We start from the raw sequence: 13,674 nt of genomic DNA, 5'->3' as shown, positions 1-13,674 counted from the left end.
AGGGACGCACCCGCATGCGTACTCGCCCCCCACGTACACACGCGCAAAGATCCGCTCTGGCCGCCGGTGCGGCCGCGCTCGCGACGGCGGCCGCCCTGGCCGTGCCGCAGCCGGCCGGGGCCGCCGAGACCTCCCCCATCGGTTTCGGCGCCGGAACGACCGGCGGCGGCAGCGCCTCCGCGGTCACCGTCTCCACGCTGAGCGCCTTCAAAACGGCCGTCACCGGCAGCACGGCGAAGGTCGTCAAGGTCAACGGCCTGATCTCGCTCAGCGGTACGGTCGACGTCGGCTCCAACACCACGGTGCTCGGCGTCGGTTCGTCCTCCGGGTTCACCGGCGGCGGGCTGCGGCTGAAGAAGGTCACGAACGTCGTCGTCCGCAACCTGAACATCAGCAAGCCCCTCGCGCCCGCCGACGGCATCGAGGTGCAGGCCTCGACGAAGGTGTGGATCGACCACAACTCCTTCTCGGCGGACCGTGATCACGACAAGGACTACTACGACGGGCTGCTGGACATCAACCACGGCTCCGACAACGTCACGGTGTCCTGGAACACCTTCAAGGACCACTTCAAGGGCTCGCTCGTCGGCCACAGCGACAACAACGCGAGCCAGGACACCGGCCACTTGAAGGTGACGTACCACCACAACTGGTTCAACAACGTCAACTCGCGCATCCCCAGTCTGCGCTTCGGCACCGGGCACTTCTACGACAACTACGTCGTCGGCGCCGAGACCGCGGTGCACTCGCGCATGGGCGCCCAGATGCTCGTGGAGAACAACGTCTTCCGGAGCACCGGAGTCGCTGTCACCACGAATCGGAACAGTGACGTTGACGGCTACGCCAACCTGCGCGGCAACGACCTCGGCGGAGCCGCCACCGAGGTCTCCCAGGTCGGCACCTTCACCACCGCTCCGTACAGCTACACCGCCGAGCCCGCCTCCTCCGTCGTCGCCTCGGTGACCGGCGGCGCGGGCACCGGAAAGATCTGACCACCCTCAACCCGTCCACCCCCCGACACGGAAGAAGGAATCGGGACATGACTTCTTCGGCACGTCCACGCGCGCGTACCCGCGCGCTGACCGGAGCCATGGCCGCACTCGGCCTCTCAGTTGGCATGATCATGACACTCAACGCGCCGACGGCCAGCGCCGCCACCTGGCCGACGGCGAACGGCAGCCAGGCGGTCTCCTCGACCATCGAGCTGTCCGGCACCAAGGACTACGGGATGAAGCGCCTGTACGGCACGGGCGACCTGGGCAGCGACAGCCAGGACGAGGACCAGGGGCCGATCCTGAACCTCGCGGCCGGGACCGTCCTGAAGAACGTCATCATCGGGGCTCCCGCCGCCGACGGCATCCACTGCGCGGGCAGCTGCACGCTGCAGAACGTGTGGTGGGAGGACGTCGGCGAGGACGCGGCGACCTTCCGCGGCTCCTCGTCGTCGAACGTGTACACCGTCTCCGGCGGTGGCGCGAAGTCGGCGAGCGACAAGGTGTTCCAGTTCAACGGCGCCGGGACGCTCAACGTCTCCAACTTCGCCGTGCAGAACTTCGGCACCTTCGTGCGGTCCTGCGGCAACTGCTCGACGCAGTACAAGCGGACGATCAACCTCAACACCATCGAGGCGACCTACTCGGGCAACAAGCTCGTCGGCATCAACACCAACTACGGCGACAGCGCGACCCTGAAGAAGATCACGATCGTCGGCGACACCAGCAAGAAGATCGTCCCGTGCCAGAAGTACATCGGGAACAACACGGGCAAGGAGCCGACCACGAACGGCTCCGGACCGGACAGTACTTATTGCAAGTACGCCACGTCCGACATCACCTACAAGTAGCCGCTCGGTAGGTGAAGGCGGCCGTACGAAGCGTCCCCGCACGGCGCTTCGCACGGCCGCCGTGTCATGTGCGGAGCTGATTCTGGGGCACGGTGTCCGCCAGCTCCCCTTGATAGTCCGCGTACGCGGACCGCAGTTCCGCGCCCGGCCAGTCGGGCGGCAGAAGCTCGAGCGGCAGCACCGGGTCGGTCAGCAGATGCCGTACGACGGCCGCGAAGCCGGTGAGCCGGTCCGCGGGCCGGTCCGCGCGCCCGATATGGGTGAGCAGCGCCCGGGACCGGGCCGCCCAGCCGCCGAGGGACCACAGCTCGGCTGCCAGTTCCGGCCCGGGGCGACCGGGGCGAGCCGTGTAGCACTGGGCGACCGCGTCGAGGTCGTCCGGCAGCGATCGGAGCAGGTTGGCGGGGCGCAGCCAGACGCCCTCACGGAGTTCGGCGAGCCGGAGGGCGGTCAGCCGTGCGCGCAGCTCGGCGCGTTCGGCCGGTCCTCGGCCCGTCGCCGTGATCACGACCATCTCCCAGTCGCCGCTCCACGCGCGCGTGCGGGGGTGCACGGAGTCGTCCTGACGGCGCTGCCGGGCGAGCAGCCGGTCGCTGAGGCCGTACACGGTGTCGGCGCGTCGCAGGTCACCGGCGCTCACCATCCGGCTGAGGGCGGCACGCAGCGTGGAGCCGCCGACGCCGAACGGCTCCACCGCGCGGAGCAGGTCCTTCACGGGCATCTCCGGCGGATGCGCGCCGAGCAGCAGGCTCAGCACGACCGACCGGGCCGACAGCGGCCGCAGGTCGACCTCACCGAGCTGCTCCGACACGTTCCTGCGCATGGTCACGTACTGTACGACTCCCTCATTGTTGCACTATTGCTACGGTCGCAGCAGGAGTGCAACATGGTGGCCATGGTCTCCATACCCGCGCCCGAACAGGCCGCCACCCACGCCGTCACCAACCAGCCGCCTCCGCTGGCCCCGTACGACGCCTCCGACGATCCCGTCCTGCTGGAAGGGCTGCGCCGCGAGGGCGCCGGCTGGGCCGAGGAGGGCATCCGGCGGCTCGGTCTGCGGGCCGGGAGCGCCGAGGCCCAGGAGTGGGCGGATCAGGCCAACCGGCACGAGCCGGTACTGCGCACCCACGACCGGTACGGCAACCGCGTCGACGAGGTCGACTTCCACCCGAGCTGGCACCACCTGATGAGGACCGCCGTCGCCGAGGGGCTGGCCGGCACCCCGTGGTCCGAGGACCGGCCCGGCGCCCATGTCGCCCGTACGGCGGGCGGGTTGGTGTGGGGGCACACGGACGCGGGCCACGGCTGTCCCACGTCGATGACGTACGCGGCGATCCCGGCGCTGCGCAAGGAGCCGGAGCTGGCGAAGGTCTACGAACCCCTGCTGACCGGCCGCGAGTACGAGCCGGAACTGAGGGTGCCGGCCGAGAAGCGCGGTCTGCTCGCCGGCATGGGGATGACCGAGAAGCAGGGCGGCTCCGACGTCCGCACGAACACCACGACGGCGTCGCCCACCGCGGAGTCGGGCGTGTACACGCTGCGCGGGCACAAGTGGTTCACGTCGGCGCCGATGTGCGACGTGTTCCTGGTGCTGGCGCAGGCGCCGGGCGGGCTGTCGTGCTTCCTCGTCCCGCGCGTCCTGCCGGACGGCAGCCGCAACACCTTCCGCATCCAGCGCCTCAAGGACAAGCTCGGCAACCGGTCGAACGCCTCCTCCGAGCCCGAGTTCGACGGGACGGTCGCCTGGCTGGTCGGTCCCGAGGGACAGGGCGTCAAGACGATCATCGAGATGGTCAACTGCACGCGCCTGGACTGCGTGATGATGTCGGCGACCCTGATGCGCCGGACGCTCGTCGAGGCGGGACACCATGCTCGGCATCGCAGCGCGTTCGGCGCCCGGCTGGTGGACCAGCCGCTGATGCGCAATGTCCTGGCCGATCTGGCCCTGGAGTCCGAGGCCGCCACCGCCCTCACGCTACGGCTGGCGGGCGCCGCCGACCGGGCGGTGCGCGGAGACGCCGGCGAGCAGGCGTTCCGCCGTATCGCCACCGCAGTCGGCAAGTACTGGGTCACCAAGCGGGGCCCGGCCTTCACCGCGGAGGCCCTGGAATGCCTGGGTGGCAACGGCTACGTGGAGGACTCGGGCATGCCCCGGCACTACCGGGAGGCACCTCTGCTGTCGATCTGGGAGGGGTCCGGGAACGTCAACGCCCTCGACGTCCTGCGGGCGTTGCGCCGTGCGCCGGACACCGCTCAGGCGCTGTTCGGCGAACTCGCCCTGGCCCAGGGGGCGGACGCCCGCCTGGACGCGGCCGTCGCCCGGCTCAAGGACCTGTTGGCCACGACGTCCGAGGCGGGCGCCCGCCGACTGGTGGAGCACATGGCCCTCACCCTCCAGGCGTCCCTCCTCGTCCGGCACGCCCCGTCCGCGGTCGCCGACGCCTTCTGCGCGACACGGCTCGGTGGCGACTGGGGACACTCCTTCGGCACCCTGCCCGACGCGGCGGACGTGGACGCGGTCCTCGACCGAGCACTGCCTGGCCGGAACTGATCCCTCCCCCGCTGTCCGGATCGCTCACCGTCACCTGCCGATTCCGCTTGGGTTGTCAGTCCCGTGGTGCAGACTCCGATCAGTTGGTACTTCGCCTGGGGAGGACAACGTGTTCACGGGGATCGACGAGGTCGACTGGGCCTCGCTGCGGCATGCGTACGGCAGTGCGGAGGACGTGCCCGGGCTGCTGCGGGGGCTGGCCTCCGCGGATCCCGCCGAGCGGGAGACGGCCCTCGACGGAATGTACGGCGCCTTGCACCACCAGGGAGAGGTGTACGACTCGACACTGGCCTGCGTTCCGTTTCTGCTCGCGCTCGCGGCGAGCGGGGAGATCGAGGACCGGGCCGGCATCCTCGAACTCCTCGTCAGCATCGGGGCGCAGGACGCGGCACGAGAGGACGATGGCGGGAGCGGGCTGGGCGCGCGGGCGCGGGGCGGCGTGCGCGCCGGAGCCGACGTGTTCGTCCGGCTGACGGAGGACGCCGACCCCTCCGTCCGCCGGGCCGCCCCGGAGGCCCTCGTGCGGTTCATGGACGAACCGGCCCGCGTGCTGGGCCTGTTGCGCGAGCGCTGCGCGTTGGAGCGGGACGACCGGGTCCTGCACGCCCTCACCGAGAGCCTGGGCCTCTTCGTACGGCGGCACCCCGGGCACGCCGCCGGGGCGCTGGAGTTGCTGACGGCGCGGAGCGCGGCACCGTACGACCCCGGGCTGCGGCTCGCCGCCCTCGGTCAGCTCGCCGACTGCGCTCCGGACCGGCTTCCGCCCGACCTGGTGACGGTCGCCGTCGGGCTGCTCCGGGAGCGCTCCGCGCGGCGGGCCGGCAGACGGACCGGCGTCGGGTGCCCCCACTCCGATCCCCTCGTGACTCGGCTGCGGCGGCTGCGTCCCTCTGACGAGCAGGGCTCGCAGTTGCTGCGGACCCTGCACCGCGGGCTCGGTGACCGGCTCGACGAGCGGACGGCCCTCCTCAAGGGGCAGTTGACCAGTCCGGACGCCGTCGACCGGTGCAACGCCGTATGGATGTCGGCGGGGCTGTTCCGCGAGTGGCGTGCCGACTGGACCGAGCCGGTCGCTCTGGTCGGTGCTCAACTGGGCACCGAGGAGGACAGGTTGCGCGATGCCGCGGTGTCCGTCCTGGAGGGCCTCTTCGGTCTGGCCGCACCGGCCGCCGACGACCTGGCCGCCCTGGTGGCCTCCCGGCCCGACCTGTGGGTACGGCGCCGGGAGCGCGGGGCGCCGACACTGGGCGGGCCGCTCAAGGCCCTTGCCAGGAGCGGGGATTCCCGGGCGACACCGGTACTGGCGCAGGTGCTGGCCGCTCCTGTCGTACCGGATGATCTGGGCCATGTGATCGGACACCTGGGGACGGGGGCGGCCCCGCTCGCGCCCGCACTGCGTCGTCGGCTGGGCGAGGTCGTGCCGGACTCCCCCGGGACGTTCGAACGGGCCGTACCGCTGTGGTCGGCGCTCACCGCGCTGGGCGACACGGAGGCCGTACCGGAGGTGCTGCGGCTGTTGCGGGGGCTGCCCATGGGGCTGCCGCTGCGGGATCCCGTGGTGGAGTCGGCCGTTCGTGCTCTCGGCACGTTCGGGCACGCGGCGGCCGCCGAGGTCATACCGGTGCTGCGTGAGTTGCTGGGGACGGAGTGCGCGGCGGTCGCGGCGGAGGCGCTGTGGTCCGTCGAGGGGGACGCGTCGGTCGTACTGCCCGTGTTGATCCGCGAGTTGACGGACGGAAGGCCACGACGACGGGCGGCCGCGGAGGCGTTGGTGCGGCTTGGGCCGGAGGCTCGGCCGGCGCTGCCGGGGTTGCGGCGGTTGGTCACGGCGGAGGATCTGTGGGAGCGGGTGTCCGCCGGGTGTGCGGTCTGGCGGATCTCCGGGGACGGGGAGCTCGCCGCGCCGGTCCTGCGGACGGCGTGGACGGAGAATCCGTCCACCCGCCGGACCATCACCGCCTGCCTGGCCGCCCTGGGCCCGGCAGGCGCACCCCTCCACGATCTCCTTCACACGGAACTGGCGGCCCGGCGACGGCATCTGCCATCACCGTCCGGTGGGCACGGCAGCCATGACGTGCTGGACGACGAGCGGCTGGTGCGGGCTTGCGGGGAAGTTCTGAGGGGCGGGTAGCCGCACGGAGCGGTCGCACACGGCGGGTTCACTCCACGCGGCCCTGCCCGCCGGTGTCACCTCCCGTCGGCCCGCCTCCCGCCCCACAACGGTCCGAAGTACGCCCAGTCCGTATTCCACTGGTCGAGGCGGCGGCGCTCCATCCGGCCGCGCAGCACCCGACCGCCCACGAAGGGGACGGCCGCGGTGCTGACGCCGACCAGGACGCCGATCATCGCGGCGCGGATCCGGGCCTGGCCCTCGGTGGCGGGCTGGGTCATCAGGCGGCCGCGGGCGTCGGTCCAGACGGTGACCGGGGTGCCCTGGGTGCTGCCGGGATCGACGCGGACCTGGCCCTCGTGGGCCGAGCCGTCGGCCCCGTTCCAGGCCACCTTGCCCCATACCCGTTCACCGCTCGACGTGCCCGGGTCGGCCGTGCCGGGCGCCTGGTCGACGAGACGGGCCACGACGGGCCGCCACTCGACGCGCTCCTGCGCCAGCTGGTGCTCGACGGACCGGCTCACCCCCAGACCGGCGAGCACCCCGGCCAGCACGGTGAGCAGCCAGGCACCGAGTACGACCCACGCCTCGACGGTGTCGGCGCGGCGTCGGAGCGGATTGCGCCGCCAGCGCCACAGCCAGACCTTGGGACCACGGAACGCCATCGAAGGCATCCTCCTCATGAGCGACGGGCGCACGAACATGCCGGACCGACCTCCCATACGGGGCAGCCGTCCTCGATGCTCACGACTCACGGCGAGTTCTCCGTCACGAAGGTCCCACCGGCCGCCCGCCGCTGCGGGCATCTGGTCGAAAGCGGTCCGTCAATCGCCGCAGCCGGTTACCATCCCCGCCCTGACCTGCGGTGAAGGCCGTTCCAGAGGTGACTGTCAGTGGCGGGGTGCAGACTGGCCGGTGTCTGGGACAAAGACGTCACGGAGGTGATCGGTATGACTGAGAAGCTGCTTGCCGTGGGGACGCGCAAAGGTCTGTTCATCGGGCGCGGGCGCGGCGGCACCTGGGAGTTCGACGAGAGCCCGTATTTCAACGCGCAGGCCGTGTACTCGGTCGCCATCGACACCCGGGGCGAGCGTCCGCGGCTGCTGGCCGGCGGTGACAGCGCGCACTGGGGCCCCTCCGTGTTCCACTCCGACGACCTGGGCCGCACCTGGACGGAGCCGGCCCAGCCCGCGGTGAAGTTCCCGAAGGACACCGAGGCCTCCCTGGAGCGGGTCTGGCAGCTGCACCCGGCGGCGGCCGAGCCGGACGTGGTCTACGCGGGCACGGAACCGGCCGCGCTGTACCGCTCCGAGGACCGTGGGGAGAGTTTCGAGCTCGTCCGTCCCCTGTGGGAGCATCCGACCCGTTCGAAGTGGGTGCCCGGCGGTGGCGGTGAGGGCCTGCACACCGTCCTGACCGACCAGCGGGATCCGCGCGCGGTGACGGTGGCCGTCTCCACCGCCGGGGTGTTCCGCACCAAGGACGGCGGGGAGAGCTGGGAGCCATCCAACTCCGGTGTCTCCGCGGTGTTCCTGCCCGAGCCGAACCCTGAGTTCGGCCAGTGTGTGCACAAGGTGGCCCGGGACGCGGCCGATCCGGACCGGCTGTACCTCCAGAACCACTGGGGTGTGTACAGAAGCGACGACACGGGGGCGCACTGGACGGACATCGGCGAGGGGCTGCCGTCCACCTTCGGCTTCGCGGTGGCCGCCCATCCGCACCGCGGTGAGACGGCGTACGTCTTCCCGATCAACGCCGACGCGGACCGCGTCCCGGCCGGTCACCGGTGCCGGGTCTTCCGCACGGCGGACGCGGGCAAGAGCTGGGAGCCGCTCACGGCGGGCCTGCCGCAGGACGACCACTACGGCACGGTGCTGCGGGACGCGATGTGCACGGACGACGCGGACCCGGCCGGTGTCTACTTCGGCAACCGCAACGGCGAGGTGTACGCCTCGGCCGACGACGGCGACAGCTGGCGGCAGTTGGCCTCGCATCTGCCGGACGTGCTGTGTGTGCGGGCGGCGGTGGTCGCTTGATCTGCACGTCCGGAACTCTCGACGTCGGCAATCGTCTCGCGCCCGGCACCGGAACCCGTCAACCCGTCCCGTTCCCCCCGCCCGACAGGGTCTGCAGCGCCGAGGTCACGGCATCGGCCATCGCCCGGCGCGCCTCGGTGAGGGCAGGACGGGGGTCGACGGCCGCGGGCGCCGCGGCGAGTGTGTCGCGGACCGCGCCGGTGAAGGCGGCGTTCAGTGCCGTACCGATGTTGACCTTGACCATGCCGGCCGCCACCGCCTGCCGGAGTTCTTCGTCGGGCACGCCCGTCGAGCCGTGCAGTACCAGCGGCACGTGGACCGCCTTGGCGAGGCGGGCGATGAGACCGTGGTCCAGCCGGGCGGTGCGTGTGGTCATCGCGTGGGAACTGCCGACCGCGACGGCCAGTGCGTCCACCCCGGTGGCGGACACGAAGTCGCGCGCCTGGTCGGGGTCCGTGCGTGCCGTAGGCGCGTGCACTCCGTCCTTGCCGCCGATCTCGCCGAGTTCCGCCTCCAGCCACAGACCCTGGGAGTGCGCCCACTGGGCCGCCGCGCGCGTGACGGCGACGTTCTGGGCGTGCGGCAGCGCGGACGCGTCGAACATGACGGATCCGAAACCGCAGTCCGCGGCGCGGCGCAGCAGCGCTTCGTCGGTGACGTGGTCGAGGTGCAGCGCCACGGGGACGGCGGCCGCCTCGGCGAGTGCCGCGGTGGCGCGGGCTATCGGGGCGAGCCGACTGCCGTGGAACCGGACGGCGTTCTCGCTGATCTGGCAGATGACCGGGTAGCCCGCGGCTTCCGCCCCGGTGACCACGGCCTCGGCGTGTTCCAGGGTGATCACGTTGAACGCGCCGACGGCCCGACCGTCGCGGTACGCGGAGCTCACCACGTCGGCGGTGGGAGTCAGCGGCACGGACGGCCTCCTGTCGGCAGAGGCATGGGTATGAATGTGCGGTAAGTGCAGGGTTTTGCTTGTTTGACGGCCATAAAGCACCCAATCATGCGCTGTGGTTTCATTGAGGTGCGCACTTCGCGGCGCACACACCGACAGGGAGTTGTGAGACATGGCGGCACCGCAGGCCCGGTGGAGCGCGCTGCTGGAGATGCTGACGCGCGACGGGCGGATCGAAGTCGAGTCGGCTGCCGAGGAGTTGAGCGTCTCCGCCGCGACCATCAGGCGCGACCTCGACGAGCTGGCCCGCCAGCAGATGGTCACCCGCACGCACGGCGGTGCCGTGATCAACGCGATCGCCTATGATCTGCCGCTGCGCTACAAGGCCGCGCGCAAGGCCCCGGAGAAGGAGCGGATCGCGGACGCGGCCGCCGGGCTGGTGAAGGCCGGTGCCGTGGTCGGGCTGAACGGCGGCACCACGACCACCGAGGTGGCGCGGGCTCTGGCCACCCGCGCCGACCTGAGTTCCGGCGGCGCGGAGACGGCGGTCACCGTGGTGACCAACGCCCTGAACATCGCCAACGAGCTGGTCGTTCGGCGCCACGTCAAGCTCGTGGTGACCGGCGGGGTGGCCCGGCCCGCGTCCTATGAGCTGATCGGACCGCTGGCCACCGAACTGCTCGCGGAGATCGCGCTGGACCAGGTCTTCATCGGAGTGGACGCCATCGACGTGGCCCACGGGGCGACCGCCCACCACGAGGGCGAGGCCAGCATCAACCGGGCGCTGGCCCGCCGGGCGCAGCAGGTCGTCGCGGTCGCCGACTCCTCCAAGCTGAACCGGCGGGCCTTCGCCCGCATCTGCCCGGTGACGGACATCGACGTCCTGGTGACCGACAAGGCCGCCTCGGACGAACTCACCGAGTCGTTCGAGGCGGCCGGTGTGGAGGTCATCCGCGCCTGACACCGCTCGCCGCTCCCGCACCGGCCTCCGCGACGGCCCCGGCGACGGCCCGGGCTGAGGTGCGGATCCCGGGGTCATCCGCGCACGCCGCCCGCCGTCAGGCCCGCGACGAGGTAGCGCTCCACGAAGACGAACAGCACCACCACGGGCACGATCGCGACGATCGAGGTGGCGAACAGGTACTGCCACTGCTCGTGGTACGAGGTGACAAAGCCGGGGATCGCCCTGGTCAGCGTCATCCGGTTGCCGGACGAGGTGACCGTGAGCGCCACCACGTACTCGTTCCACGCTCCGATGAAGGTGTAGACGAGCGCGGTCACCACACCGGGCATCGCGAGCGGCAGGATGACACGGGTGAGGGCGCCGAACCGTCCGGTGCCGTCGAGCCAGGCCGCCTCCTCCAGTTCCTTGGGGATGCTCGCGAAGTACGCGTTGAGGATCCACACGCAGAACGGCAGGTTGAACGCCGCGTTCACCAGGATGAGGCCCTCGGCGGTGTCGGTCAGGTCGAGGCTGACCATCTCCCGGTAGATGCCGACCAGCAGCGCGGTCGGCGCGAACATCTGGGTGACGAGCACGAGGATCAGGAAGGCGCCGCGCCCGCGGAAGCGGTGCCGTGCGGTGTAGTACGCGGCGGGCAGCCCGACGGCCAGGGCGAGCAGCGTCGACGCGCCGGCGACGTACAGCGAGAACAGCAGCGCGTCCCCGACGCGCGGGTCGGTGAGCGACCAGATCTGCGTGAAGTTCGACCACTGCCAGTGCGAGGGCAGATAGGACGGCGGGGACTTCATCAGTTCGGGCGTCGGTTTGAGCGCTGTCAGCAGCATTTCCGCGTAGGGCGCGAGAAACGCGAGCGCCACCAGCCAGCCGGCCGCGGTGAGCAGGACGGTGCGCAGTTTCATCGGTCGTGGCCGCCTCCTGCGCGGCGCAGACGTGCGGGGACTGACGGCGGTTCTGCTCACGCGGTGTCCTCCTGTCGGCGGACGACGCGCAGATAGACCAGCACCACGGCGAGGACCAGCCCGAAGTTGACGACGGCCATCGCCGCCGACTCCCCCACCGACTGGTTGTCGAAGGCGAGTTTGTACAGGTAGGTGGTGGTCGTGTCGGTGCTGAAGCCGGGGCCGCCGCGCGTCATGGCCCAGATGATGGGGAACGAGTTGAACACGTTGATGACGTTGATGATCGCGGCGACCACCAGCGAGGGCCGCAGCAGCGGCAGGGTGATGCTCAGGTAGGCGCGGACCGGGCCTGCACCGTCCACCCGCGCCGCCTCATAAACCTCGCCCGGGATGCTCTGCACCCCGGCCAGCAGGACGAAAGAGGTGAACGGCAGCGAGACGAACACCGCGACGCCCATCATCGCCGCCAGTGCCTGCCCCGGATGGGCCAGCCAGTTGACGGGGGCGTCGAGCACCCCGATGTCCATGAGCAGCCGGTTGATCACGCCGTAGAAGTTGTTGAGCATCCAGCGCCAGATGAGCGCCGTCATCAGCACGGACGAGGCCCAGGGCACGATCATCGCCCACCGCACCAGTCGGCGCCCGGGGAAGCTCGCGTTGAGCAGTTGGGCCAGGCAGAGCGAGACCAGGATCGTGACGGCGACGACCCCGATGACCCACACGACGGTGCGCAGCAGCACTCCGGGCAGGTCGCCCTCGGCGAACAGGTCGGTGTAGTTGGTAAGCCCGGCGAATCCCTCGGACAGTCCGGTGGAGCTCACCTTCGTCAGGGACGTCCGGATCATCTCGATGATCGGCCAGACGACCATGGTCAGGATGAGGAGGGTCGCGGGCCCGAGCCACAACAGGGGCTCGAGCGCGCGCCATGTCCTGCGACGGCGGCGCGGCGGGGGCGGCGCCGGCGCCACCGGGGCCGGGTGTTCGGCCCCGGTGGCGCTTGCGGTGACATCGTGTACGGCCACCGAAGTCAGTCGCCCTTCTGCGCGGTCTTCTGGATCTCGCCCAGGACCTTCGCCGGGTCGCCGCCCGCCACCCCGGTGCCGATGCGCTGTTTCACCGCACCGTCGACCGCGGCCCACGCCGGGTCGTCGGCGGGGGCGAACTCGGCGCTGGAGAGGGCGTCGACGAACGGCTTGTAGTAGGCGGCGTTCTGGCTGTCGGAGCTGAGCACCTGACCGGCCGACTCGGTGACCGACAGGAACCCCTCGGTGGAGACGAACTTGGCGGCGTTCTCCTTCTGGTAGAAGAAGTCGAGGAACTTCTTCACCGCCGCCTTGTTCGACCCGTCGCTCTTCTTGAACGCGACGAGGTAGTCCTGCACGCCGAGCGTCTTGTGGGTGCTGCCGTCCTTGCTGGGCAGGGCCGCGACGCCGTAGTTCAGTTTCGCGTCGACCGGGTCGATGAAACCCTTCCGCATGAAGACCGCCCCGTTGAGCATGCCGATCTTGCCCTGGGCGAACTGGTTGAAGACGTCCTTGCGGTTGGTGGCCTCCGGGTTGGGCTGGGTGACCTTTTCCTTCGTCAGTTTCCGCAGGTAGCTGAGCGTGTCGACGTTGGCCTGCTGGTCGATCGCCCACTTGCCCGAGGCGTCGGTCCAGCCGCCGCCGTTGTTCATCGCCCAGATCTGGAACTCGGCCTGCGCCTCCTCGGGGCCCAGGGGCAGCCCGAGGCCGATGTAACCGGCCTTCTTGATCTTCTTGGCGTCGGCCTCGACCTCGGCCCAGGTGGCCGGCGGCTTGGCTATGCCCGCCTTGGCGAAGATGTCCTTGTTGTAGAAGAACAGGCGCGCGCTGGAGATGAAGGGCAGGCCGTACTGGGCCCCCTTGTACTGCGCCTTCTGCCGGAACAGCGGGAGGAAGTCGGCCAGCACCTTGGGGGAGACGACGTCCTGCGCCTTGTACACCAGGCCGTCCCGGGCGAAGTCGGAGAACTTGTTGTAGTTGAGGACGTCCGGTTCCTGCTTGGTCTGGACGTACGTCTTGACCTTGGAGTCCATCTGCTCCCAGTCGACGACTTCGAGGTTCACCCGGTAGCCGGGGTTCGCCTTTTCGAAGTCCTTGATCAGCGCAGTCCAGTAGGCCTGGGTGTCGTCGTCGTACTTCGCCGCGACGAACCTGATCGTCCTGCCGTCGGATCCGCCGCTGTCCGAGGAGCTGCCCTTGCCGCAGCCGGTGAGGGCCAGTGCCAGGGCCGTGACCCCGGCGAGGCCCGCGAGGTGCCGTTTCACGGAGTACCTCTCCGCACGCATGGCGTGCTTGGTCAAGAGCGTGCTCGCCTGATTGCGCGCCCGCTTGCTTGTTTATGCTCGATTACTGGTGC

Annotated in this window: 12 protein-coding genes; 6 read left to right on the top strand and 6 right to left on the bottom strand. The window is 70.5% G+C overall.

Features of this window, described 5'->3' with window-relative positions:
- The first annotated feature begins 14 nt into the window (after positions 1-14).
- Both BFN33_RS25900 and BFN33_RS25895 read left to right on the top strand, forming a co-directional pair.
- On the top strand, positions 15-992 hold the full coding sequence (locus BFN33_RS25900) for a polysaccharide lyase family 1 protein (RefSeq protein WP_069762547.1): 978 nt from the start codon (positions 15-17) through the stop codon (positions 990-992).
- Positions 993-1,039: 47 nt separating this feature from the next.
- Positions 1,040-1,843: a pectate lyase gene (locus BFN33_RS25895; RefSeq protein ID WP_069762546.1), complete on the top strand. Its 804-nt coding sequence runs from the start codon at positions 1,040-1,042 to the stop codon at positions 1,841-1,843.
- Between the two features lie 64 nt (positions 1,844-1,907).
- Here the strand turns inward: BFN33_RS25895 and BFN33_RS25890 are convergent, their stop codons facing one another.
- A complete protein-coding gene (locus BFN33_RS25890) occupies positions 1,908-2,666 on the bottom strand; it encodes a PaaX family transcriptional regulator C-terminal domain-containing protein (protein WP_069762545.1) in 759 nt (252 codons plus the stop codon).
- Positions 2,667-2,738: 72 nt separating this feature from the next.
- Here BFN33_RS25890 and BFN33_RS25885 point away from each other — a divergent pair, with 72 nt between their 5' ends.
- A complete protein-coding gene (locus BFN33_RS25885) occupies positions 2,739-4,394 on the top strand; it encodes a DNA alkylation response protein (RefSeq protein ID WP_370743320.1) in 1,656 nt (551 codons plus the stop codon).
- Positions 4,395-4,503: 109 nt separating this feature from the next.
- Complete coding sequence (locus BFN33_RS25880) at positions 4,504-6,525, top strand: HEAT repeat domain-containing protein (protein ID WP_069762543.1); 2,022 nt, start codon at positions 4,504-4,506, stop codon at positions 6,523-6,525.
- 56 nt (positions 6,526-6,581) lie between these two features.
- On the opposite strand, the gene BFN33_RS25875 is transcribed toward BFN33_RS25880, so the two are convergent.
- Positions 6,582-7,169 carry a hypothetical protein gene (locus BFN33_RS25875; protein WP_069762542.1) on the bottom strand — a complete coding sequence of 196 codons (588 nt, stop codon included), beginning with the start codon at positions 7,167-7,169 and terminating at the stop codon, positions 6,582-6,584.
- Between the two features lie 228 nt (positions 7,170-7,397).
- Between BFN33_RS25875 and BFN33_RS25870 the strand changes: the two genes are divergently transcribed.
- Positions 7,398-8,540, top strand: a complete 1,143-nt coding sequence (locus BFN33_RS25870; protein WP_069762541.1) for a glycosyl hydrolase — start codon at positions 7,398-7,400, stop codon at positions 8,538-8,540.
- A gap of 58 nt (positions 8,541-8,598) precedes the next feature.
- Here BFN33_RS25870 and BFN33_RS25865 read toward each other — a convergent pair whose 3' ends face one another.
- Positions 8,599-9,453: a class II fructose-bisphosphate aldolase gene (locus BFN33_RS25865; protein ID WP_069762540.1), complete on the bottom strand. Its 855-nt coding sequence runs from the start codon at positions 9,451-9,453 to the stop codon at positions 8,599-8,601.
- A gap of 151 nt (positions 9,454-9,604) precedes the next feature.
- On the opposite strand from BFN33_RS25865, the gene BFN33_RS25860 reads away from it, so the two are divergent.
- Complete coding sequence (locus BFN33_RS25860) at positions 9,605-10,393, top strand: DeoR/GlpR family DNA-binding transcription regulator (RefSeq protein WP_069762539.1); 789 nt, start codon at positions 9,605-9,607, stop codon at positions 10,391-10,393.
- Positions 10,394-10,467: 74 nt separating this feature from the next.
- Here BFN33_RS25860 and BFN33_RS25855 read toward each other — a convergent pair whose 3' ends face one another.
- Genes BFN33_RS25855 through BFN33_RS25845 form a run of 3 tightly spaced genes read right to left on the bottom strand, consistent with a single transcriptional unit; the run spans position 10,468 to position 13,603 of the window.
- Positions 10,468-11,295, bottom strand: coding sequence for a carbohydrate ABC transporter permease (locus BFN33_RS25855; protein WP_079141015.1), 828 nt, complete (start codon positions 11,293-11,295; stop codon positions 10,468-10,470).
- Positions 11,296-11,351: 56 nt separating this feature from the next.
- On the bottom strand, positions 11,352-12,317 hold the full coding sequence (locus BFN33_RS25850) for a carbohydrate ABC transporter permease (protein WP_256122873.1): 966 nt from the start codon (positions 12,315-12,317) through the stop codon (positions 11,352-11,354).
- 5 nt (positions 12,318-12,322) lie between these two features.
- On the bottom strand, positions 12,323-13,603 hold the full coding sequence (locus tag BFN33_RS25845; protein WP_088245394.1) for an extracellular solute-binding protein: 1,281 nt from the start codon (positions 13,601-13,603) through the stop codon (positions 12,323-12,325).
- Between the last annotated feature and the right edge of the window lie 71 nt (positions 13,604-13,674).

It is taken from the genome of Streptomyces sp. LUP47B (genome assembly GCF_001746295.1).
Lineage (GTDB): Bacteria > Actinomycetota > Actinomycetes > Streptomycetales > Streptomycetaceae > Streptomyces.
The sequence above is the reverse complement of the archived record's forward strand: the minus strand, read 5'-3'. Positions and strand labels throughout refer to the sequence as shown.